At 70.4% G+C, this 21,011-nt stretch carries 20 protein-coding genes; 2 read left to right on the forward strand and 18 right to left on the reverse strand.

The window, feature by feature from the left end; translation table 11 throughout:
* Nucleotides 1-40 precede the first annotated feature (40 nt).
* The 9 genes from AC07YS_RS00705 to AC07YS_RS00745 form a co-directional block, all read right to left on the reverse strand.
* Nucleotides 41-1,084 carry an LLM class flavin-dependent oxidoreductase gene (locus tag AC07YS_RS00705; RefSeq protein ID WP_495267207.1) on the reverse strand — a complete coding sequence of 348 codons (1,044 nt, stop codon included), beginning with the start codon at nt 1,082-1,084 and terminating at the stop codon, nt 41-43.
* Nucleotides 1,085-1,103: 19 nt separating this feature from the next.
* On the reverse strand, nt 1,104-2,030 hold the full coding sequence (locus AC07YS_RS00710) for an ABC transporter substrate-binding protein (protein WP_495267208.1): 927 nt from the start codon (nt 2,028-2,030) through the stop codon (nt 1,104-1,106).
* An 11-nt stretch (nt 2,031-2,041) separates the two neighbouring features.
* Nucleotides 2,042-2,965: an ABC transporter substrate-binding protein gene (locus AC07YS_RS00715; RefSeq protein WP_492735405.1), complete on the reverse strand. Its 924-nt coding sequence runs from the start codon at nt 2,963-2,965 to the stop codon at nt 2,042-2,044.
* 40 nt (nt 2,966-3,005) lie between these two features.
* Complete coding sequence (locus AC07YS_RS00720; RefSeq protein ID WP_495267209.1) at nt 3,006-4,832, reverse strand: amino acid ABC transporter permease/ATP-binding protein; 1,827 nt, start codon at nt 4,830-4,832, stop codon at nt 3,006-3,008.
* Nucleotides 4,829-5,365 (reverse strand): GNAT family N-acetyltransferase, encoded by a 537-nt coding sequence (locus AC07YS_RS00725; RefSeq protein WP_495267210.1) that lies wholly within the window; start codon nt 5,363-5,365, stop codon nt 4,829-4,831. The genes AC07YS_RS00720 and AC07YS_RS00725 overlap by 4 nt, the downstream gene beginning before the upstream one ends.
* The gene (locus tag AC07YS_RS00730; RefSeq protein WP_495267211.1) at nt 5,362-6,582 is read right to left on the reverse strand and encodes a M20 aminoacylase family protein; all 1,221 of its coding nucleotides are present in this window, start codon (nt 6,580-6,582) and stop codon (nt 5,362-5,364) included. Before AC07YS_RS00730 ends, AC07YS_RS00725 begins: the two co-directional genes overlap by 4 nt.
* Nucleotides 6,582-7,922: an LLM class flavin-dependent oxidoreductase gene (locus AC07YS_RS00735; protein ID WP_495267212.1), complete on the reverse strand. Its 1,341-nt coding sequence runs from the start codon at nt 7,920-7,922 to the stop codon at nt 6,582-6,584. The genes AC07YS_RS00730 and AC07YS_RS00735 overlap by 1 nt, the downstream gene beginning before the upstream one ends.
* A 33-nt stretch (nt 7,923-7,955) precedes the next feature.
* Nucleotides 7,956-8,963, reverse strand: a complete 1,008-nt coding sequence (locus tag AC07YS_RS00740) for an LLM class flavin-dependent oxidoreductase (protein WP_495267213.1) — start codon at nt 8,961-8,963, stop codon at nt 7,956-7,958.
* A gap of 115 nt (nt 8,964-9,078) precedes the next feature.
* The gene (locus AC07YS_RS00745; protein ID WP_495267214.1) at nt 9,079-9,279 is read right to left on the reverse strand and encodes a hypothetical protein; all 201 of its coding nucleotides are present in this window, start codon (nt 9,277-9,279) and stop codon (nt 9,079-9,081) included.
* Nucleotides 9,280-9,455: 176 nt separating this feature from the next.
* On the opposite strand from AC07YS_RS00745, the gene AC07YS_RS00750 reads away from it, so the two are divergent.
* The gene (locus tag AC07YS_RS00750; protein WP_062482179.1) at nt 9,456-9,662 is read left to right on the forward strand and encodes a dodecin; all 207 of its coding nucleotides are present in this window, start codon (nt 9,456-9,458) and stop codon (nt 9,660-9,662) included.
* 21 nt (nt 9,663-9,683) lie between these two features.
* Here the strand turns inward: AC07YS_RS00750 and AC07YS_RS00755 are convergent, their stop codons facing one another.
* Nucleotides 9,684-10,913, reverse strand: coding sequence for a class I SAM-dependent methyltransferase (locus AC07YS_RS00755; RefSeq protein WP_495267215.1), 1,230 nt, complete (start codon nt 10,911-10,913; stop codon nt 9,684-9,686).
* Nucleotides 10,914-11,075: 162 nt separating this feature from the next.
* Nucleotides 11,076-12,059, reverse strand: a complete 984-nt coding sequence (locus tag AC07YS_RS00760) for an AraC family transcriptional regulator (RefSeq protein ID WP_062482185.1) — start codon at nt 12,057-12,059, stop codon at nt 11,076-11,078.
* 236 nt (nt 12,060-12,295) lie between these two features.
* Between AC07YS_RS00760 and AC07YS_RS00765 the strand changes: the two genes are divergently transcribed.
* The gene (locus AC07YS_RS00765; RefSeq protein WP_139706342.1) at nt 12,296-13,348 is read left to right on the forward strand and encodes an aldo/keto reductase; all 1,053 of its coding nucleotides are present in this window, start codon (nt 12,296-12,298) and stop codon (nt 13,346-13,348) included.
* Here the strand turns inward: AC07YS_RS00765 and bioD are convergent.
* The 7 genes from bioD to AC07YS_RS00800 form a co-directional block, all read right to left on the reverse strand.
* Complete coding sequence (gene bioD / locus AC07YS_RS00770; protein ID WP_491513773.1) at nt 13,331-14,086, reverse strand: dethiobiotin synthase; 756 nt, start codon at nt 14,084-14,086, stop codon at nt 13,331-13,333. The genes AC07YS_RS00765 and bioD overlap by 18 nt on opposite strands.
* A complete protein-coding gene (gene bioF / locus AC07YS_RS00775) occupies nt 14,083-15,315 on the reverse strand; it encodes an 8-amino-7-oxononanoate synthase (protein ID WP_495267216.1) in 1,233 nt (410 codons plus the stop codon). Before bioF ends, bioD begins: the two co-directional genes overlap by 4 nt.
* Nucleotides 15,299-16,726: an adenosylmethionine--8-amino-7-oxononanoate transaminase gene (locus AC07YS_RS00780; protein WP_495267217.1), complete on the reverse strand. Its 1,428-nt coding sequence runs from the start codon at nt 16,724-16,726 to the stop codon at nt 15,299-15,301. Before AC07YS_RS00780 ends, bioF begins: the two co-directional genes overlap by 17 nt.
* Before the next feature lie 298 nt (nt 16,727-17,024).
* Nucleotides 17,025-17,336, reverse strand: a complete 312-nt coding sequence (locus tag AC07YS_RS00785) for a plasmid stabilization protein (RefSeq protein ID WP_095947685.1) — start codon at nt 17,334-17,336, stop codon at nt 17,025-17,027.
* Between the two features lie 114 nt (nt 17,337-17,450).
* Nucleotides 17,451-18,041: a DUF4304 domain-containing protein gene (locus tag AC07YS_RS00790; protein WP_495267218.1), complete on the reverse strand. Its 591-nt coding sequence runs from the start codon at nt 18,039-18,041 to the stop codon at nt 17,451-17,453.
* Complete coding sequence (locus AC07YS_RS00795) at nt 18,038-18,655, reverse strand: alpha-ketoglutarate-dependent dioxygenase AlkB (RefSeq protein ID WP_495267219.1); 618 nt, start codon at nt 18,653-18,655, stop codon at nt 18,038-18,040. The genes AC07YS_RS00790 and AC07YS_RS00795 overlap by 4 nt, the downstream gene beginning before the upstream one ends.
* Entirely contained in the window at nt 18,633-20,972 is a 2,340-nt protein-coding gene (locus AC07YS_RS00800; RefSeq protein WP_495267220.1) for an ATP-dependent DNA helicase, read from the reverse strand. Before AC07YS_RS00800 ends, AC07YS_RS00795 begins: the two co-directional genes overlap by 23 nt.
* Nucleotides 20,973-21,011: the final 39 nt, after the last annotated feature.

Below are 21,011 nucleotides of genomic sequence, written 5' to 3' on the forward strand. Positions count from 1 at the left end.
GAAGCGTTTGCGATAAGCGCATGCGCAAAGCGTCTGAGGCTCAAGCCAGAGCGACCGCTTCATGTGGCAGCTCGGCGCGCACGCGCCAGCCCAGTTCGGGCGCGATGCGCACCGCCAGGTCGTCCAGGATCTGCTCGTAGGCCTCGCTGTCGAAGTTGTAGGGCAGCTCCACGCGCAGCTCGCTCACGAGCGGCAGCACGGGGTCGCGGTGCAGGCGCTCCAGGATCTCGTCGGCACTGCCCACGAGGTCACCGGCGAACAGCGTGCGGCGCTCGCCCTGCGGCGACAGCGTGCGTTCGACGCGGCCCGCGGCGAAGGCACGGTAGCGCCGCCGCGTGGCGGCATCGGCGCCGTCCAGCGGCACGATCACGCGGCCCAGCGCGATCCGCCCGCGCCGCGCGCCCGGCACTTCGCTGGCGCGGTAGCGCTCGACCAGGCCGGTCTGCGCCTCGAGGAAGTCATCGGTGGTCTCGCCCGTGAGCACGTTGCCCAGCAGCAGGTGAAAGCCGTTGCGCCCCGCCCATTCGGCCGAGCGCAGCGACCCGCCGCCGTACCAGAGCCGCCCGACCAGGCCGGGCGCATAGGGCTGCACGCGCGGACGCACGCGCCCGCCGGCCGATTCGACCACCGTGTCCTCGTCGCCCAGCAGCACGTCTTCGAGGTTGGCGCGCAGCCGCGCCACGCGCTTGTGCGTGAAGTCGACCGTGGCCGGCGGCGCGTCCTGGAAGCGCCCGCCCAGCAAGGCACCGTGCGGCGGCGCGCCCGCGCTCAGGCCCACCTGCAGGCGTCCGCGCGAGAGCACGTCGACCGTGGCCAGATCTTCGGCGAGCCGGAACGGGTTTTCGTAGCCCATCTGGATCACGGCCGCGCCGAGTTCGATGCGGCGCGTGCGCTGCGTGGCGGCGGCCAGGAAGGTCGGCGCCGACGACACGGCACGCTCCAGGTGGCGCTGGCGCACCCAGGCGCTGTCGAAGCCGCGCCGCTCGCCGAATTCAAAGAGCCGCAGCGCGGCTTCGAGGCCGGCGTGCGGGTCGGCCTCGTCGTAGTTGCCGGGCGTGAGGAAACCGATGTGGTGGATGGTCATGGTCGTGTCGCTCGCAGGGTCAGAACTTCGGCAACCCCGGCGGGTTGACCTCCGATTTCGGCAGCGCCTCTTCGGCCAGGCGCCAGCGCGCGAGCGCCTTGGCGTAGGTGCCGTTGCGGATCAGGTTGTTGGCCGCGGTGCTCAGCGCCACCGCCAGGCCGCTGCCCTTGCGCGTGGCCACGGCCACGTCCGACTTCAGCGGCCAGCCCGCGTTCACCGTGCCGGCCAGCCGCAGCTGCCCGTTCTTCGCGGCCTCGTAGGCCTGCGGTGCGTTGGGGTTGAAGTTGGCATCGACGCGCTTCGTCGTCACCGCCAGCCAGCGCGTCACATCGTCGTCGTAGTACTGGATCGACACCGGCTTCAGGCCCGCGGCCACGTTCTGCCGGTCCCATTCGAGCAGGATGCGTTCCTGGTTGGTACCGGCGCCGGTCGTGAGTTTCAGGCCCGCCACGTCTTTCGGCTCGCGGATCGACTGGATGGCGCTGTCGGTGCGCACGTAGAAGCCGTGCAGCCCGAGCCGGTAGGTCGAGAAGTCGAACTTCTCCTTGCGCTGCTCGGTCACGCCCACGTTGGAGATCACGGCGTCGTACTTGCCCGAGCTCAGGCCCAGCGGCCAGTCGGCCCAGGCGACGGGCCGCAGCTCCAGCTTCAGGCCCAGCGCCTCGGCGATGAGGTGGGCAAAGTCGGGGTCGAAGCCCACCACCGTCTTCGCGTCGGTGGCGTAGGTGGAGATCGGCGGCGCGAACGGCGCGATGGCGATGGTCAGCACGCCCTCCTTCACGAACTTGAAGCTCGGCGGAATGGCGTTGACGGCCTCTGCGTCCTTGCCGGTGTGCAGGCGGCCCTTCTGCTCGGGGCTGAAGTCGAAGGTGTCGGCGGCGTGCGCCGGCGCGAACGCCATCAGCCCGAGGGCGGCCAGCGCCCCCAGTGTCTTCTTGAGCGACATGGTCCCCTCCCTCAGTTCTTCGGCAGGCCGGGCGGGTTGGTGCGCGCCACCTCGATGGCCTCGGATGCCAGGTTCCAGCGCGACAGCGCCTTGCCGTAGTTGCCGTTCCTGATCTGCGTGTTCAGCGCCAGCGTCACGGCCTCGGCAATGCCCGAGCCCTTGCGCGAGGTGACGGCGATCTCGGCGTTGAGCGGCCAGCCGCCCGACACCAGGCCCGCGAGCCGGGTCTTGCCGTCGCGCGCCTCGTAGGCCGCGATGGCGTTGGGGCCCACGTACGCGTCGGCGCGGCCCGACTGGATGGCCAGGCGCTGCACCACATCGTCGTCGTAGTACTGGATCTCGATGGGCTTGAGGCCGGCAGCGAGGTTCTGCTTGTTCCAGCGCAGCAGGATCTGCTCCTGGTTCGTGCTGGCCGTCACGATGAGCTTCAGGCCCGCGATGTCCTTGGGCTCCTTGATGGCGCCGAGCTTGCTGTCCGACTTCACGTAGATGCCCAGCTGGTCATTGCGGTAGGTCGAGAAGTCGAACTTCTCCTTGCGCTCCTCGGTGACGGTCACGTTGGACACCACCACGTCGAACTTGCCCGACTGCAGGCCCAGCGGCCAGTCGGCCCAGGCGGTGGACACCAGCTCCAGCTTGCGCCCCAGGCTGTCGGCCACGAGCTGCGCGATGTCAGGCGCGTTGCCCACGGGCGTCTTGGTGTCGGTCGCGTAGGCCGCGAACGGCAGCCGGCCGGTGGTGGTGCCCACGACGAGCACGCCTTCTTTCAGGAACTTGAAGTCCTTCGCGAGCCGCACGGCCTCGTCGATCTTCTGCGCGCGCGGGCGACCGGGCTGCTCGGGGCTCAGGTCGGGCGCCGGGGCGGTCTGGGCCGTGGCGGCGATCGGCAGCAAGGCCGCCAGGAGAACGGACAGGAGAAGGCGTCGATGGGTCATGAAAGCGGTCGGTTTGAAAAATGGGGAAAGAGAAAAAAGCTCAGAGCACCTTGGCCAGGAACTCGGCCGTGCGCGGGTGCCGCGGCGCGTTGAACACCTGCTCGGGCGTGCCGGTCTCGAGGATGCGGCCCTGCTCCATGAAGACCACGGTGTCGGCCACCTCGCGGGCAAAGCCGATCTCGTGCGTCACGATGACCAGCGTGGTGCCGGAGCTCGCGAGCTCCTCGATCACCGCGAGCACCTCGCCGACCAGCTCGGGGTCGAGCGCCGAGGTGGGCTCGTCGAACAGCAGCACCTTGGGCTTGAGCGCCAGCGCCCGCGCGATCGCCACGCGCTGCTGCTGGCCGCCCGAGAGCTGGCGCGGGTAGGCGTCCTTGCGGTCGGCCAGGCCGACGCGCGCCAGCAGGTCGGTGGCCAGCGCCTCGGCCTCGGCGCGCGGCAGGCCGCGCACCGACTGCGGCGCCTCGACGATGTTCTCCAGCACCGTGAGGTGCGGGAACAGGTTGAAGTTCTGGAACACCATGCCCACGTCGACGCGGCGCGTGAGGATGTCCTTCTCGTGCAGCTCGTACAGCGTGTCGGCGTCGCGCCGGTAGCCGATGAGCTCGCCGTCGATGGCAATGAAGCCGTCGTCCACGCGCTCCAGGTGGTTGATGGTGCGCAGCAGCGTCGACTTGCCCGAGCCCGAGGGGCCGAGGATCACGGTGACGCTGCCACGCGGCGCGGTGAAGGTCACGTCGTCGAGCACCTGCAGCGCGCCGAAGCGCTTGGACACGCCGTGGATCGTCACCTCGCCGCCCGGTGCGCGCGAGCCGTTCCAGCGCGGCACCTGTGCGGGCGCCGACGCCGGTGCCGACACGGGCACCACGGCCGGCGCCCTGCCCCGCGCCCACAGCCCGTGCACCACGCCGCCCAGCCACGAGCGCGGCGCATGGCGCAGCGCCCCGCGCGAGAAATGCCGCTCGATGTAGTGCTGCGCCACCGACAGCACCGTGAGGATCACGAGGTACCACACGGTCGCCACCATGAGCAGCGGAATCACTTCCAGGTTGCGCCGGTAGATGATCTGGATCGTGTAGAACAGCTCGGGCAGCGCCAGGATGTAGAGGTTCGAGGTGCCCTTGGCCAGCCCGATGATGTCGTTGAAGGCCGTCGGCAGGATGCTGCGCATGGCCTGCGGCAGCACGATGCGCGAGGCCTGGCGCCGGCGTGAAAGGCCCAGTGCCGCTGCTGCCTCGAGCTGCCCCTGGTCCACAGACAAAATGCCCCCGCGCACGATCTCCGAGGCGAAGGCCGCCTGGTTCAGCGTGAGGCCCAGCAGCGCCGCCACGAAGGGGCTGATGAGCTGCGTGGTCGGGTACGAAAAGAACGTGAGGTCGGTGAACGGCACGCCCAGCGACACGGTCTCGTACAGGTAGCCCAGGTTGTTGATGATCAACAGCAGCACGATCACCGGCACCGAGCGAAAGAGCCAGGTGAACACCCAGGCCAGCCGTGCCAGCAGCGGCGAGCGCGACACCCGCGCCAGCGCCAGCCCCGTGCCGAAGAAGAAGCCCAGCATCGCCCCCAGCGCCGTGAGCAGCAGCGTGCGGCCCAGCCCGGCCAGCACTGGCTCCGAGAAGAACCACTGCGCGAACACCGGCCAGCCCCAGCGGGGGTTGGTGAGCACCGAATGCAGCACGAGGCCGATCACCGCCACCGCGAAGACGGTGCCGACGGTGCGTGCCGGGTAGGTCGCGGGGACGATGCGAAAGTGGGAGTAGTCGCCCTTGGCGGGCGGTGCCGCATCGCTGCGGCCGATTGGTCGTGCGGGTGCTGTGGGGGTGCGCGGCTCCGGGCCGACGTCCAGGATGGTGGTCGTGTTCATCGCGACACCGCCCCGCTCAACGTCGCACCAGCACGGCCTTGCGCGGCCCACTGCGCCAGGTGCTTCTCGAACGGCAGCTTGCGCGGCGTCTCGGGGTCGGCGTCGTCCGCGAACAGCGCCGTGTAGCCATGGCTGCGGTACAGGCCCACGGCCTCGGGCTGGCGAAAGCCGGTCGTGAGGTAGATGCGCTCGTAGCCCTGGCGCAGCACCTGCGCCTCCAGCTCGGCCAGCACGCGACTCGCCAGGCCCTGGCGGCGCAGCGCGCCGTGCGTCCACACGCGCTTGAGTTCGGCGGTGCGCTCGTCGTGGCGCATGAAGGCGCCGCCGCCGATCGCCACGCCGTCGCGCAGCAGCAGCACGAAGTTGCCGTGCGGCGGCGCGAACACCTCGGGCGGGTAGCGGTCGATCTCGCGTGGTGCACCGGGCTCGCGCAGCACGTCGCCGTAGCGGCTGTCGTACTCGAAGGTAAGCCCTTCGATCAACGGCCGGGCCAGCGGGTCCAGCGGCGTGGTGTAGAGAAACTGTTCGCTCATGGGGTGGTTTCCTGGGTGTCGCCGTCGGCGGAAAGAAAACGCTCGGCCAGCCGGGCCCAGTACACGGCCGCGGGCGCGAGGATCGCGTCGTTGAAGTCGTAGCGCGGGCTGTGCAGCGAGGCGCTCTCGCCGTTGCCGAAGAACACGTAGCTGCCGGGGCGCGCCTGCAGCATGTAGGCGAAGTCTTCGCTGGCGGTGCGCGGGCGGAAGGCCGGGTCGACCCGCTGCGCGCCGAAGGTGTCCAGCGCCACGGCGCGTGCGAAGGCGGTTTCTTCCGCGTGGTTGATCACCGGCGGAAAGCCCGGCCGGTAGTCCACCTCAGCCTGCGCGCCGAAGCTCTCGGCCTGCGCCCGCGCCAGCGCGGGAATGCGCTGTGCCAGCAGTGCGCGCACTTCGGGCTTGAACGAGCGTGCCGTGAGCTTGAGCTCGACCGTGTTCGGAATCACGTTGGAGGCCTCGCCGCCGTGGATGGAGCCCACCGTGATCACGCCCATGTCCAGCGGATCGACGTTGCGCGACACCACGGTCTGCAGCGCCGCGATCAGGTGCGCACTCGCGACCACGGGGTCCACCGTCTCGTGCGGCTGCGCGCCGTGGCCGCCCTTGCCGCGCACCGTGATGTGGGCCTGGTCGATGGCGGCCATCGCGGGGCCGGTGACGCAGCCCACGTGCCCTGCCCCCACGCCGGGCCAGTTGTGCAGGCCGAACACCGCATCGCACGGGAAGCGCGTGAACAGGCCCTCGTCGATCATCTTCTTCGCACCCGCGCCGAGTTCTTCGGCGGGCTGGAAGATCAGGTGCAGCGTGCCGCGAAAGGCGCCCGCCTCGGCCAGGAAGCGCGCCGCCGCGAGCAGGATTGCCGTGTGGCCGTCGTGGCCGCAGGCATGCATCACGCCCGCGTTCTCGCTCGCATACGGCAGGCCCGTGGCTTCGTGGATCGGCAGCGCGTCCATGTCGGCGCGGATGCCGAGGCTGCGCCCCGGCCCGCGCCGCAGCGTGCCCACCACGCCGGTGCCGGCCAGGCCGGTCGTGACCTCGTAGCCCCAGGCCGCGAGCCGCTCGGCCACGAGGGCCGAGGTGCGGTGCTCCTTGAACGACAGCTCGGGGTGCTGGTGGATGTCGCGCCGCAGCGCGATGAATTCGTCACCGTAGCCGGCAATGGCGGATTCGACGCGGTGGATGTCCTTGAGGGCCGGTCGTGGCAGCGCGGCGCCCATCAGGCGGCCTTGCGCTCGACGGTGGCGCCGCCCTGCGGCGCGGCATGGCGGCTCGCCTTGCGTGGCAGGCCCAGGTGGTCGCGCAGGGTCTGGCCGGGCAGCGTGCGCTGGTAGCGACCGCGCGCCTCCAGCGCCGGAATCACGAACTCGATGAAGTCGTCCAGGCCTTGCCCCAGCACCGGGAAGCCGAGGATGAAGCCATCGGCCGCGCCCTCGTCCACCCAGCGGATGATCTCGTCGGCGATGCGCTCGCCCGTGCCCACGAACTGCGTGCGCGGCGTGGCCACTTCGAGCGCCACCTCGCGCAGCGTCTGGCCCTTGGCCTTGGCATTGGCCTTGATGCGGTCGGTGGTCGAGCGGAAGCTGTTGCGGCCGATCTCGCCCAGTTCGGGGAATGGCGCATCGAGCGGGTACTGGCTGAAGTCGTGGTGGTCGAAGAATCGGCCCAGGTAGGCCAAGGCTTCCTCGACCGTCAGCAGCGCGCGGATGGCGAGGTACTTGGCCTCGGCCTCCGCCTCGGTGGCGGCGACCACGGGGCCGATGCCCGGGAAGATCTTCACGTCGCCGGCCTGCCGCCCCTGCGCCACGGCGCTGGCCTTGACCTGCTTGAGGAAGGCGCGCGTGTCTTCGAGCGAGGGCGAATGGGTGAACACCGCGTCGGCGTACTTGCCCGCCAGACCGATGCCCGCGTCCGACGAGCCGGCCTGGAAGATCACCGGCTGGCCCTGCGGCGAGCGCTGGATGTTCAGCGGCCCCGCCACCTGGAAGAAGCGGCCCTTGTGGTCCAGCGTGTGCAGCTTGTCGCGGTCGAAGAAGCGGCCGCTCTCGCGGTCGCGCACGAAAGCGTCGTCGTCCCAGCTGTCCCACAGGCCCTGCGTCACGGCCAGGTACTCGTCGGCGATCTCGTAGCGCAGCGCGTGCTCGGGGTGGGCGCGGCTGTAGTTCTTGGCGCTGCCTTCGAGCGGCGTGGTCACCACGTTCCAGCCCGCGCGCCCGCCGCTGATGAGGTCGAGCGAGGCGAACTGCCGCGCCACCGTGAACGGGTCGCTGTACGAGCTGGAGATGGTGCCCGCCAGGCCGATCTTCGTGGTGACGGCGGCCAGCGCCGACAGGATGGAGATCGGCTCGAAGCGGTTGAGGAAGTGCGGGATCGACTTCTCGTTGATGTAGAGCCCGTCGGCCACGAAGGCGAAGGCGATGCCCGCGGCCTCGGCCTTCTGTGCGCTGCGGATGAAGAAGTCGAGGTTGACGCTGGCATCGGCCGGGCCGCCCGGGTGCTTCCACGCATTCATGTGGCTGCCGGCCCCTTGCAGCATGACGCCGAACTGGATGTTGCTCATGACGATCGTTCTTGTGATGGGAAAAGAAAAAACTCAGGCCAGTGCGGGCTCACGGGCCTGCGCCAGCAGCTCGACCGCCGTGGCGCGCGCGCCGAAGTCCGCCACCGGGATGTCGATCACGAACTCCTCGATGCCGTGGCGCGCACTGAGGGCTTCGAGCGCGTCGCGCACCTCCTCACCCGTGCCGGCGATGACATGCGGGCGCCGTTCCTCGGTGCGGTAGTCGCTCGCGCCGGCCTGCCGCGCGAACTCGGCGGCGGCCTCGAGGCTGGGCAGGTTCACGCTCTGGCCCGTGGGCAAGGTCACGCGGAAGCTGCGCAGCGCGCCCACGCGCTCGGCGGCCTCGTCGTGCGTCTCGGCGGCGAAGGCGAACAGCGCGAGCAGCGGCGCGCGGCCGGTCGCGCCGCGGTAGGCGTCGATCGATTGCTCGATGTTCACGGGGTCGCCGTTGAAGTGGCCCGCATAGACGAACTGCCAGCCCAGCCGCGCCGCGAGCAGCGCGCTCTCGGGGCTGCCGCCGAGCAGCACGCGCTGCGGCGCCACCGGCGGGAACGGCGTGGCCACGGCACCCGCCAGCGCATGGTCGGCGGGCACGCCGTCATGCAGGAAGGCATCGAGCTCGCGCAGGCGCGCTTCGAAATCGAGGGCCTTCGCCTTCGCCGGGTCGTGCAGCGATTGCAGCGCCTTGCTGGTCAGCGGCAGGCCGCCCGGCGCCTTGCCGATGCCCAGGTCGACACGGCCCGGCGCCAGCGAGGCCAGCACCTTGAAGGTCTCCGCGACCTTGAACGGGCTGTAGTGCTGCAGCATGACGCCGCCGGTGCCGATGCGGATGCGCGAGGTCTTGGCCAGCAGGTGCGAGGCCAGCACTTCGGGCGCCGATCCCGCATAGGTGCGGTTGCCGTGGTGCTCGGCCAGCCAGTAGCGGCGGTAGCCCAGCCGTTCGGCGCGCCGGGCCAGCGCGATGGTGTGCTGGAACGCCTGCGCGGCGTCGGCACCTTCGGGGATCAGGCTCTTGTCGAGCAGGGAGAGCGAGTAGGACACGGTGTTCGGCGATGGCGCAGTGGAAGCGGGTGTGCTTCAAATTCTGCGAGCCATCACGCGGGCCGTTTGCGCTGAATTCCTCTATCGATATCTGGAATCTGCGGGGTCGCGCGGCTCACCATGCATAGGGCAGGAGCGCCGCCACGGCCGTGGCGTGCAGCCTCCTGCGCACGCGCAGCGGCACATGGCCATGCGGCGCACGGCGTGCCACTTCATGCAGCGACGCCGGCGCGATGCACCAGGCGATGGCGGTCAGCGCAAGGACATGGCGGGCCTGTGCGGCCGGGGATGAAGAGGCGACGGTGTGCAGTGGCATGGCGGGCGGTTTCCCTGGTTCGATGCCGCCGATTCTGCGAAGCGCATCCGCCGTTGCCAACGACGGATTGCGAATGTCCTGATGCGGTTTGCATCGCATCCGCGCGCCCAAAGGTGTTGCCTCGCGCCCCATGCGATGGCTACGATGGGCACGCAACCACCCAAGGAGCAGCCGCCATGTCGAACCATGTCTACAAGTCGCTCGAGCTGACGGGCTCGTCCAAGACCAGCATCGAGGACGCGGTGCAGACCGCCATCGCGAAGGCGCACGAGACGGTGCGCAACATCCAGTGGTTCACCGTCACCGAGACGCGCGGCCATGTGGTCGACGGCAAGGTCGCGCACTGGCAGGTGACGGTGAAGATCGGCTTCACGCTCGAGTAGCCGCAACGCGGCCTTGACGGGTCAGGCGCGCAGCGCCGAGGTGCCGTCGTAGATATAGCGGCGCGACCACGGCAGCGTGCTTGCCGCCCTGCCCGCCTTGCGCCCGACGATCTGGTAGATCGCCACGTCGTCGTTCTCGAAGGCATAGGCGCAGCCCGCGAGGTAGATGCGCCAGATGCGGAACTTCTCTTCGTCGACCAGCGCGCGCGCCTCGTCGGCACGGGCCTCGTAGGCGTCGCTCCAGTGACGCAGCGTCTGCGCGTAGTGGCGGCGCAGGTTCTCCACGTCGAAGGCCTCGAGCCCGCCCTGCTGCATGGCCTGCAGCGCCAGGCTGATGTGCGGCAGCTCGCCGTTGGGGAACACGTAGCGGTCGATGAAGTCGCCGCCACCGTACGACACGCCGCCGCCCTCGGGGTCGGACGAGGTGATGCCGTGGTTCATGACGATGCCGTCGTCGGCCAGCAGCTGCTGCACGCGCTTGAAGTACTCGGGCAGGTTCTTGCGGCCCACGTGCTCGAACATGCCGACGCTGGTGATGCGGTCGAACTGGCCGGTCACGTCGCGGTAGTCCTGCAGGCGGATCTCGATGCGGTCTTGCAGTCCGGCGGCCTTCACGCGCTCGGTCGCGAGGTCGAACTGGTTCTGCGACAGCGTGACGCCCACGCAGCGCGCGCCGAACTTCTGCGCCGCGCGGATCACCAGCGCGCCCCAGCCGCAGCCGATGTCGAGCAGCGTCTGCCCGGGCTGGAGTTCGATCTTGGTGAGGATGTGGTCTATTTTCTTCAGCTGTGCGGTGGCCAGGTCTTCGTCGCCGTTCTCGAAGTAGGCGCACGAATAGACCATGTTCGCGTCCAGCCAGAGTTGGTAGAACGCGTTCGACACGTCGTAGTGGTACTCGATGGATTTCCTGTCCGACGACTTGGTGTGCGCGAAGTAGCGGGCCATGCTTTGCAGCGCGCCGCCGGGCTTGTCGAGCGAGGTCTTCGCCAGGCCGTAGGCAATGTCGATCACGTCGCTGAGCTTGCCTTCGATGTCGATCTTGCTCTTGACGTAGGCCTCGCCCAGGTTGTCGAGCGTGGGCTGCAGCATCAGCGACAGCGCCGCGGGCGATTTCACGTGCAGCGTGACCGCCGGCCCGCTGAAGTCACCGAAGTCGTAGGACTGGCCGTCCCACAAGGTGAGCCGCGCGGGCAGGTTGGCCCGTGCGCGGACCGCGGCGCTCCACTGCGCCAGCTTCTTTTCCCAAAGCATGCATCTCTCCGAGTTGTTGAGTAGTCCCGCCTCCACGGGCGGACGGGTGCTGCAGCGAACAAAACGATAGCGAGAATTTGCGAAACCTGCATTTCCACGACGACGCAAGAAATCGCGGCAGGTGCTATGTTGAAAGACCCCTCGCGCGGGGCCCTGGGCGGCCTACGCGGCTTCCATCGAGGTCGCGTCGTTGCCGGCCTCGCCGAGCCAGCGGCGCTTGTCGCGCAGCGGCGGCGCGCCGAACATGCGGCCGTACTCGCGCGCGAACTGCGAGGGGCTTTCGTAGCCCACGTTGTGCGCGGCGCTGGCCACGTCGGTGCCGGCGATCAGCATCTGGCGGCGCGCCTCCTGCAGGCGCAGCTGCTTCTGGTACTGCAGCGGGCTCATCGCGGTCACGGCCTTGAAGTGGTGGTGGAACGACGACACGCTCATGTGCACCGCGCGCGCCATGTCTTCCACGCGCAGCGATTGCGCGTAGTTGGTGCGCAGCGCGCTGATGGCTTTCGCGATGCGCTGCGTGTGGCTGTCGTGCAGCGCAATCTGGCGCAGCCGCGCGCCCTCGCCGTTCACCAGCAGGCGGTACATGATCTCGCGCTTGATGAGCGGCGCCATGATCGGAATGTCTTCGGGCGTGTCGAGCAGCCGCAGCAGGCGCAGCACGGGCTCCAGCACCGGCATGGCGATGCGGTTCACGTACATGCCGCGCGAGGCCGGCGCGTTGGCCTTGGCCGGCAGCTTCTCGTCGCCGATGAGGTCGCCGATCTCGTCGAGCGCCAGCTCCAGCCGCACGCCCAGGTAGGGCTCGTTCTCGCTGGTCACGCACACCTGGCCGCACACCGGCAGGTCGACCGAGGTGACGAGGTAGTTCATCGGGTCGTACACGTAGATGTCGTCGCCCACGATGATCCGCTTGGAGCCCTGCGCGATGAGGCCCAGCGCCGGCGTGGCGAAGCCGTGCTTGGGGCCGTCGGGCTTGCTGATGCAGTGCACCTGCAGGCCGGGCACGGCGCATTCGACCGTGCCGTCCTGCCCGCGCGTGATGTGGCGGATGAGCTGCACCAGCTCTTCGCGGGCGGCATCGAGTTCGGGTTCCAGCGGCATCGGCATGGCGAGGACGGTGGCGGTGTCGGGGGTTTCATCAGACATGGGTAGGCCTCTGACAAAGGGGAGCGGCCGCGGTGGCGGCCATGGAGGATTGGGCTGCCCGCAGCTTAGCGTCGCATCCTCTCCTTCGCACGGCCTGCGCACGAGGTCTGGAGAAATAGGCAAAGACTTTGCAGAAACGCGCTCGCCCGCCGGGGCGCGCCGGCGGGATACTTTTTCGCAACCGCCGGCCATTCGTCACGCCGGACGGCCCCTCCACCCGCAAAGGACAACTTTCGATGCAATACCGCCAATTCGGCCGCACCGGCCTCCTGGTTTCCGAACTCTGCCTCGGCACGATGACCTTCGGCGGCGCGCCGGGCATCTGGGACCACATCGGCCAGCTGCAGCAAGGCGAGGCCGAAGGCCTCATCGGCCGCTCGCTCGACGCCGGCATCAACTTCATCGACACGGCCGACGTGTACTCCGAAGGCCTGTCCGAGACCATCACCGGCCAGGCGCTGAAGAACCTGAAGGTGCCGCGCGACCGCGTGGTGGTCGCGACCAAGGTGCTGGGCGAAACCGGCAGCAAGGGCGTGAACTCGGCCGGCGCCTCGCGCTACCACATCATGGACGGCGTGAAGGCCAGCCTGAAGCGGCTGCAGCTGGACCACATCGACCTGTACCAGATCCACGGCATCGACCCGATCACGCCCATCGAGGAAACGGTGCGCGCGCTCGACGACCTCGTGCGCCAAGGCCACGTGCGCTACGTGGGCGTGTCGAACTGGGCCGCCTGGCAGATCGCCAAGGCGCTGGGCATCGCCGAGCGCGACCGGCTGGCGCGCTTCGAGTCGCTGCAGGCCTACTACACCGTGGCCGGGCGCGACCTGGAGCGCGAGCTGGTGCCGATGCTGCGCAGCGAACAGCTCGGCCTGATGGTCTGGAGCCCGCTGGCCGGCGGCCTGCTCAGCGGCAAGGTCGACCGCCACACCGCCACCGCGCAAGGCAGCCGCCGCGCGAGCTTCGACTTTCCGCCGGTGAACGTGGAGCGCGCCTACGACTGCATCGACCTCATGCGCCAGTTCGCCGAGCCGCGCGGCGTGTCGGTGGCGCAGATCGCCCTGGCCTGGCTGCTGCACCAGCCGGTGGTGACCAGCGTGATCGTTGGCGCCAAGCGCATCGACCAGCTGGACGACAACATCGCCGCCACCGAGGTGCGGCTCACGGCCGACGAACTCGCGGCGATCGACAAGGCCAGCGCGCTGGCGCCCGAGTACCCGGGCTGGATGCTCGCGCGCCAGGGCGGCGTGCGTGCCCAGCGGCTGGCGGATTCAGGCCGTCGCGGCTGACACGAGCGGGGCCTCGGTGCGACGCGCGGCATGGGCCGCGCTCGCCCGCAGCGCGCGCAGGTCGAGGTGTTCGGCGGCGCGCGCCGCCGAGGGCTCTGCCAGGTGCGGCACCACGCCCAGCAGCGGCGCACCGAGCCGGGCGCGCAGCGTCTGCAGGTTGCCTTCGGGCGAGAGCATCTGCGGCTCGACCACGCTCGCGACCCAGCCGGCCAGCACCAGCCCGCGCGCGCGGATCGCCTCGGCGGTGAGCAGCGCATGGTTCAGGCACCCCAGCCGCAGCCCGACCACGAGGATCACGGGCAGGCCCAGCGCCACCGCGAGGTCGGCCGTGTCCAGGTCGTCGCCCAGCGGCACGCAGAAGCCGCCCACGCCTTCCACCACCACCGCGTCGGCCTGCGCCGACAGCCGCTCGAAGGCATCGAGCAGCACGGGCAGCGCGACCTGCACGCCCTCTTCCCGCGCCGCCAGGTGCGGCGACATCGGCGCTTTCAGCACGTAGGGGCAGCGCCAGGCCAGCGGCGCGGCCACGTTGCCGGCCGCCTGCAGGCGCTCGACGTCTTCGTTGCGCCATTCGCCGTCGATGGCATCGAGCCCCGCCGCCACCGGCTTCATGCCGACCGCGCGCAGGCCCGAGGCGGCCAGCAGCGCGAGCATGGCGCTGCTCACCAGCGTCTTGCCGACGCCGGTGTCGGTGCCGGTGACGAACCAGCGGCGCTGCGCAGCCGCTGCCGTCGTCATGCGGCCTCCGGCCATGGTTCGGCCAGGGCCTCGCCCAGCGCATCGATGAGCCGCGCCACGTCGGCCTCGGTGTGGCTGGCCGACAGCGCGATGCGCAGCCGCGCGGTGCCGGCGGGCACCGTGGGCGGACGGATCGCGCCGACACGCAGGCCGTGCGCGTCGAGCCGCTCCATGGTCTGCATGGCGCGCGCGTTGTCGCCCACGATGAGCGGCTGGATCGCGGTCGGCGAATCGGCCAGCCAGGCGCTGCCGTCGGCCGGCAGCACCTGCTTGAGGCCGTTGCGCAGCTGGGCGATGCGGGCGCGCAGCTGGGCGCGGCGGCGCGTGCCCTCCTCGCCCTCGATGAGCGCCAGGCTGGTGAGCAGCGCATGCGCCACCGCCGGTGGTGCGGCCGTGGTGAAGATGTAGGGCCGCGCGCGCTGCACCAGGAAGTCGATCACCGTGCGGTGCGCCGCCACGAAGGCGCCCGACACGCCGGCCGCCTTGCCCAGCGTGCCGATGAGCACCAGCCGCTCGGAGCGCAGCGCCAGCGCCTGCAGCGCGCCGCGCCCGGTGGCGCCGAGCACGCCGAAGCCGTGCGCGTCGTCGATCACCAGCCAGGCGTCGTGTTGCTCGGCCAGTGCGAGCAGGCCCGCGACCGGGGCGATGTGGCCGTCCATGCTGAAGACGGCGTCGCTCACGATGATCTTGACCGGCGCGTCGCAGGCGGCGAGCTGCGCGTCGAGCGCCTGCAGGTCGCAGTGCGGATAGCGCTCCACGCGGGCGCGGGCCAGCCGCGCGCCGTCGATCAGCGAGGCGTGGTTCAGCGTCTCCGAGAAGATCACCGCCTCGCCGTCGCCCAGCGCCGACAGCACCGCCAGGTTGGCCATGTAGCCGGTGCAGAAGAACAGGCTGCGCGCCTGCGGAATGTGCGGCGCCATCCATTCGCCCAGCCGCTCCTCGAGCTGCGCATGGGCGCGCGAATGACCCAGGATCAGATGCGAGCCGCCGCTGCCCGTGCCGTAGCGCGCCGCGCCTTCGGCCAGCGCCTCGGCCAGCGCGGGGTGCGCGGCCAGGCCCAGGTAGTCGTTGCTGCTGAAGCCGAGCATGGTGCGCGGCGCGGTGGCACCGGCCAGCGTGAGGATCTGCTCGGGCGCGCAGGCGGTCTCGGCGATCTGCCGGCGGCGACGCAGCGAGCGCGCGTCGAGCGCGGTGATCTCGTCCTGCAGGCGTTCAAGCAAGCGCAGCATCGCGGGCTCCTTCGTTGGCGGTGGCGCCGGATGCGGTGGTGACGGCTTTCAGCGTCGCGAGCGTGCCGTCCACAAGCTGGTCGATTTCGTGGTCGGCGATGGCGTACGGCGGCATCAGGTACACGGTGGCGCCGATGGGCCGCATCAGCAGGCCGTGGTCGCGCGCCGCGAGGTGGAAGCGCTCGGCAAAGCGCGGGCCGGGCTCGCGCACGTCGAAGGCTGTGATCATTCCGCGCTGGCGCAGGTGGTCGATCGCCTGGCCGGCGAGCCCCTCGCGCAGCCGTGCCAGCAGGCGTGCGGCGCGGTCCTTGTTGCGGTTCAGCGCGTCCTCCTGCTCGAACAGATCGAGCGTGGCGAGCGCCGCGCGGCAGGCCAGCGCGTTGCCGGTGTAGGAATGCGAGTGCAAAAAGCTGCGCGCGGCGTCGTCGTCGACGAAGCCCTGGTAGATGGCCTCGCGCGTCATCACCAGCGCCAGCGGCAGGTAGCCGCCGCTGATGCCCTTCGACAGGCACAGGAAGTCGGGCCAGATGCCGGCCTGCTCGCAGGCGAAGAAGGTGCCGGTGCGCCCGCAGCCGACCGCGATCTCGTCGGCGATCAGGTGCACGCCGAAGCAGTCGCACAGCGCGCGCACGCGGCGCAGGTAGGCCGCGTCGTGCATCGCCATGCCGGTGGCGCACTGCACCAGCGGCTCGACGATGACGGCGGCGATGCTGTCGTGCTGCGCGGCCAGGAGCGCCTCCAGCTCGTCGGCCGCGCGGTTCGCCACGGCGGCGGCGTCTGCACCGGGCCGGGCGGCGCGCGCATCGGGCGAGGCCACGAGGTGCGCGCTGGCGAGCAGCGGCGCGTAGGCGTCGCGGAACACGGGCACGTCGGTGACGTGCAGCGCGCCCAGCGTCTCGCCGTGGTAGCCGCCGCGCAGCGCGACGAAGCGGCGCTTGCCGGCGCGGCCCGCGTTGCGCCAGGCATGGAAGCTCATCTTGAGCGCGATCTCCACGGCCGAAGCACCGTCGGAGGCATAGAAGCAATGACCCAGCGCATGGCCCGTGAGCGCCGCCAGCCGCTCGGCCAGCTCGACCGCCGGCGCGTGCGTGCAGCCGGCGAGCATCACGTGCGGCAGCGTGTCCAGCTGCGCCTTCAGCGCGGCGTTGATCGCCGGGTGCGCGTGGCCGAACAGGTTGACCCACCACGAGCTGGTCGCGTCGAGGTAGCGCCGGCCTTCGTGGTCGGTCAGCCAGACGCCCTCGCCGCGCGCGATGGGCAGCGGCGGCGCGACCTCGAGGCGGATGCTCTGGGTGCAGGGGTGCCAGACGTGGCGGCGGCTGCGCTGCTGCCAGTCGGCGTTGGCATTGGCTGCATCGGCACCTGCGGCGGCTGGCGCGGTCGTGGGGGAGAAAACGTTCGAGGGAGGCACCCGCGCGTTCCTTTCTGGAGGGCAAGGCGGCGGATCGTATCGACGCGAACGCGCCCCGGCAAACGCCCGGAACGCGTGCAAAAAGAAGGTGGAATGACCGAGGTTGGGCGGCGTAGCACGTGCGTTCAGGGCAACGTCGCGCAAGCTGGCGACTTCCTGCAGGGCCGCGTCGGCACGGGGCCGATGCAAGTTGTCCGGCTGCCGTCACAGATGGCGAAGGAATGTCCGCTTTTCAGGGTGCGCGGCGGGTGGATTCCTCTTTTCGGACAGCCGATATGGCTGGTATTCGCAACCGACCTCAGCCGCGCTTCTCGGCGTTGCGCTTGCGCGTGGCGGCGCCTTTCTTCGCGGACGCCGAGCGCTCGGCGGCGGTGCGGTTCGCCGCGGCGGCGCCACCCAGGCGCCCGCCCTTGCGCGAGGGCCCGTGGTTCTCGGCCTTGCCGCGGCCCGCACCGCTCTTCTTGCCGCCGCCGGTCTCGGCATTCACCGTGGCCCAGGCGCGGCGCTCGGCCTCGCCCTTGGCCACGCCGCGGTGCTCGTAGCCTGCCTCGATGTGCTCGGCCTTGCGTTTCTGCTTGTCCGTGTAGGACGACTTGTCGCCTCGTGGCATGTCTGCGCTCCTTCAATCAAATGGAATGAAAGAAGCCTTCATGCTGGCCGCCTGTGAGCCGCCATGGGTCGGAAGAGGCAGGCGCTGCGCGTCAGCGCAGTCTGTCGTGCGCGCTCAGGCCGACAGCACGTTCGCGAGGTCGGTCTTCAGGGCCGTGGCGCGTTCCGGCGCCCGCGCGAGCCCCGCCTCGACCAGCGCCTGTGCCCGGGCGCGGTCGCCCAGGTGCATCGCGATCCGTGCGAAGTGCAAGGCGGTGCGCGCATGGATCTGGTGCGGGTCGGTCTCGCGCAGCATCTGTTCGAAGCTCTGCGGATAGCTGCCATGCCGTGCGAAGAAAGTACGCCCCGGCCCTTCCCACTCGCTCACGATGAATTCGACGTTTTCCTCGGCCTGCTCTTTCGTCTCGCCATAGGCCCATCCGAACGCGGCGCCGGGCGGTGGGTCCAGGCGGTCGCGGAACACGCAGTGCGATTCTTCGAGCGCCTCGGGCGCCACCGGCGTTCCGCCCTCGGGCGGCAGGAAGTCCAGGTGCGCGCCGAGGTTCAGGTAGCAGGCCTTGCCGCCGCTCGCACCCTGCACGTTGAACACGTGGATCACCGGCCCGTCGATGCGCCGCAGCGTCTGGCCCGAACCCTGGAAGCCTTCGGCCTTGAGCACGGGAAAGAGGTGGTGCGTGAGCAGCTTGAGGAAGGTGGTGCGGTTCATGGCGCGCGGGGTCTCCGGGTACGCAAGGTGATCGAATAACGCAGGCCCTCGGTCGGGGCGATGGCATGTTGCCATGCCCAGCGCGCCGGCCCGCGCAGCAGGTACACGGAGCGCGGCTCGATGAGAACATCGAGCGCGGCCGGCCCCGACGCGGGCGCACCGGGCACATACGGCCGGAACTGCATCACCGCGTCGCCGCACAGCGAGACGCCGACGATGTCCTCGAAGTCGGGCACGTCGCGGTGCCAGCCCAGCGGCGTGCCGGGGCGGTACTCGGCGATCAGCACGTGGGTGAGGTCTTCGGGCGCCAGGCCGGCCCAGGCGGCCGCCTTCGCGCGCAGCGGGTGCAGCGCCTCGGGCAGCGGCGCGCCGGGCTTGAGGCGGTTGGTGTCGAAGTCGTAGCTGCCGCCGAAGCTGGTGCCGCGTCGGCGGGCGGTGTATTCCTTGTAGCGCATCTCCTTGAGCGGCAGGCCCTGCACGATGCGCAGCAGGCCGGCCTCCTCGTCGCGCGACAGGAACCCCGCTTCGTAGCGCAGGCCCCCGATGGCCGCCACGGGCGCCTCGCCGAACAGGTCGGGCTGGCCGGCGTGCTCAAGGCGTCGGGTGGCGCGCATCGCCTTCTCCGGCCTGCCCGGCCTCCCCGGCCAGCTGCACATGCCACCAGCGCGGCAGCAGCTCGCGGATCTCGGCGCGCGCAAAGCGGTCGTCGAGCAGGTGCAGCACGCCGATGTCGGCCTCGGTGCGGATCACGCGGCCGGCGGCCTGCACCACCTTCTGCAGGCCCGGGTAGAGGTAGGTGTACTCGTAGCCCTTGCCGAAGCGCGACTGCATGCGCTCGCGCGTGATCTCGTTGAGTTCGTTGTACTGCGGCAGCCCCAGGCTCGCGACGAAGGCGCCGATGAGCCGGCTGCCCGGCAGGTCGATGCCTTCGCCGAACGCACCGCCGAGCACGGCGAAGCCGATGCCCTGCCCGCCCTCTTCGAAGCGCGCGACGAAATCGTGACGGTCGGTTTCGCGCATGCCGCGCGTCTGCGTCCACACGGGCACGCCGGGGTGGCGCAGCGAGAACGCGGCGCAGGCCTTGTCCAGGTAGTCGAAGCTGCTGAAGAAGGCCAGGTAGTTGCCGGGCAGGCGTTCGAACTGCGCGCCGATGATGTCCGTCACATGGCGCAGCGAGCCGGCGCGGTCGCGAAAGCGCGTGGAGACGCCGGTCGCCACCTCGACGCGCAGCTGCTGGCCGCGAAACGGCGATTCGACGTCGAGCAGCGCCGTGTCTTCGGGCAGGCCGAGCGCGTCGCGGTAGAACGCGAACGGCGCGAGCGTGCCCGAGAAGCAGGTGACCGACACCGAGTCCGCGAAGCGGCCTTCGAGGAAGGGCCCGGGCACGAGGTTGCGGATGGCCAGGCCGCGCTGTTCCTGCGTGGCGCCCAGCGTGCGCTCGAACACCGAGTGGTCGTCGAAGACCTCGGCCAGCCGCGCGAAGTGCAGCGCATCGAAGAAGAAGCGCTGCAGCGGCCCCTGCGCCGCGTCGGGCGTGGCGGCGAAGTGCTCGGCCATCGCGGTGTTGGCGGCCTGCAGCGTGCGCAAAAAACGCTCGGGAATCTCGTCGGCGGTGTCGTAGCCGGCGGTCTGCGCCTGCTGCAGCGTGTCCCATTCGCGGAACAGCCGCGCCAGCGGGCCGCGCACGGCCGCGGGCGCGGCGCGGTGCGCTTCTTCCAACGCGGCACCTTCGAGCTTCGCGGTGTACATGCCGCGCGCACGCTCCAGCAGGTTGTGCGCCTCGTCGACCAGCACGGCGACGCGCCAGCCGGCGTCCTTCATGCTGGCGAAGAGGAAGGCGCTGCTGTCGAAGTAGTAGTTGTAGTCGCCCACGACGACGTCGCTCCAGTGCGTCATTTCCTGCGCCAGGAAATAGGGGCACACCTCGTGCGCGAGCGCGACCCGCCGCAGCGCCTCGCGGTCGAGCCAGCCCACCTGCGCGGCCTCGGCGCGCGCGGCCGGCAGGCGGTCGTAGAAGCCGCGTGCCAGCGGGCAGGCCTCGCCGTGGCAGGCGCGGTCGGGGTACTCGCAGACCTTCTCGCGGGCCGCGAGTTCGAGCACGCGCGGCCGGTGGGCGCCGCCCTGCCCCAGCACGCGCAAGGCGTCGAGCGCCACGGGCCGGCCCGAGGTCTTGGCGGTGAGGAAGAACACCTTGTCGAGCTTGTGTGCCGCGCGCGCCTTGAGCAGCGGAAAGAGCGTGGCCAGCGTCTTGCCGATGCCGGTGGGCGCCTGCGCCAGCAGGCAGCGCCCGCCCACGGCGGCGCGATAGACCGCCTCGGCCAGTTCGCGCTGGCCGGTGCGGAAGTCGGCGTGGGGAAACTCGAGCCGCGCCAGCGCCTCGTCGAGCGCGCCGCGGTGCGCGGCCTCGCGCTGCGCCCAGTCGCTGTAGCAGGCGCACAGGGTCTCGAAGTGCGTGCGCAGCGTGTCGCGCGTGTGCTGCTCTTCGAGCACGGTTTCGTCGCCGCTGGCCAGGTCGAGGTAGACCAGCGCGACGGTCAGCTGCTCGTGTCCTTCCTGCTCGCACAGCATCCAGCCGTAGCAGCGCACCTGGGCCCAGTGCAGCGCGCGGTGGTTGGCGCGGATGGCGTCGAAGTCGCCGCGGAAGGTCTTGATTTCTTCCACCCGCGCCTGCGCCGGGTCGTAGCCGTCGGCCCGGCCGCGCACGCGCAGCGTGCCGCAGGTGGTGGCCAGCGGCACCTCGCTCTGGTAGTCGCCGCCGCGCCGGGCCTGCACCAGCGCGTGGCCGGCCATGCCTTCGAGCGCGCTGGGCGCGGGCACGAAGCGCAGGTCGAGATCGCCCGCCTTGGCGCCGAAGGCGCACAAGGCCTTGACGGACACGACGTGCGCCGCCGAAACGGCGGCTGACGGAGCGGAATGGAGGTCGGAAGGCATGCTGCCGATACTGGATGAAATCACAGTATAGCGAGCACC

This window comes from Variovorax sp. GW458-11-26-14-LB1, from assembly GCF_059423965.1.

What these genes read in the sequence shown, in the direction of transcription:
- AC07YS_RS00705 (WP_495267207.1), bottom strand. Translation starts at nt 1,084, where the DNA reads ATGACCATCCACCACATCGGTTTCCTCACGCCCGGCAACTACGACGAG.
- AC07YS_RS00710 (WP_495267208.1), bottom strand. Translation starts at nt 2,030, where the DNA reads ATGTCGCTCAAGAAGACACTGGGGGCGCTGGCCGCCCTCGGGCTGATG.
- AC07YS_RS00715 (WP_492735405.1), bottom strand. Translation starts at nt 2,965, where the DNA reads ATGACCCATCGACGCCTTCTCCTGTCCGTTCTCCTGGCGGCCTTGCTG.
- AC07YS_RS00720 (WP_495267209.1), bottom strand. Translation starts at nt 4,832, where the DNA reads ATGAACACGACCACCATCCTGGACGTCGGCCCGGAGCCGCGCACCCCC.
- AC07YS_RS00725 (WP_495267210.1), bottom strand. Translation starts at nt 5,365, where the DNA reads ATGAGCGAACAGTTTCTCTACACCACGCCGCTGGACCCGCTGGCCCGG.
- AC07YS_RS00730 (WP_495267211.1), bottom strand. Translation starts at nt 6,582, where the DNA reads ATGGGCGCCGCGCTGCCACGACCGGCCCTCAAGGACATCCACCGCGTC.
- AC07YS_RS00735 (WP_495267212.1), bottom strand. Translation starts at nt 7,922, where the DNA reads ATGAGCAACATCCAGTTCGGCGTCATGCTGCAAGGGGCCGGCAGCCAC.
- AC07YS_RS00745 (WP_495267214.1), bottom strand. Translation starts at nt 9,279, where the DNA reads ATGCCACTGCACACCGTCGCCTCTTCATCCCCGGCCGCACAGGCCCGC.
- AC07YS_RS00750 (WP_062482179.1), top strand. Translation starts at nt 9,456, where the DNA reads ATGTCGAACCATGTCTACAAGTCGCTCGAGCTGACGGGCTCGTCCAAG.
- AC07YS_RS00755 (WP_495267215.1), bottom strand. Translation starts at nt 10,913, where the DNA reads ATGCTTTGGGAAAAGAAGCTGGCGCAGTGGAGCGCCGCGGTCCGCGCA.
- AC07YS_RS00760 (WP_062482185.1), bottom strand. Translation starts at nt 12,059, where the DNA reads ATGTCTGATGAAACCCCCGACACCGCCACCGTCCTCGCCATGCCGATG.
- AC07YS_RS00765 (WP_139706342.1), top strand. Translation starts at nt 12,296, where the DNA reads ATGCAATACCGCCAATTCGGCCGCACCGGCCTCCTGGTTTCCGAACTC.
- bioD (WP_491513773.1), bottom strand. Translation starts at nt 14,086, where the DNA reads ATGACGACGGCAGCGGCTGCGCAGCGCCGCTGGTTCGTCACCGGCACC.
- bioF (WP_495267216.1), bottom strand. Translation starts at nt 15,315, where the DNA reads ATGCTGCGCTTGCTTGAACGCCTGCAGGACGAGATCACCGCGCTCGAC.
- AC07YS_RS00785 (WP_095947685.1), bottom strand. Translation starts at nt 17,336, where the DNA reads ATGCCACGAGGCGACAAGTCGTCCTACACGGACAAGCAGAAACGCAAG.
- AC07YS_RS00790 (WP_495267218.1), bottom strand. Translation starts at nt 18,041, where the DNA reads ATGAACCGCACCACCTTCCTCAAGCTGCTCACGCACCACCTCTTTCCC.
- AC07YS_RS00795 (WP_495267219.1), bottom strand. Translation starts at nt 18,655, where the DNA reads ATGCGCGCCACCCGACGCCTTGAGCACGCCGGCCAGCCCGACCTGTTC.
- AC07YS_RS00800 (WP_495267220.1), bottom strand. Translation starts at nt 20,972, where the DNA reads ATGCCTTCCGACCTCCATTCCGCTCCGTCAGCCGCCGTTTCGGCGGCG.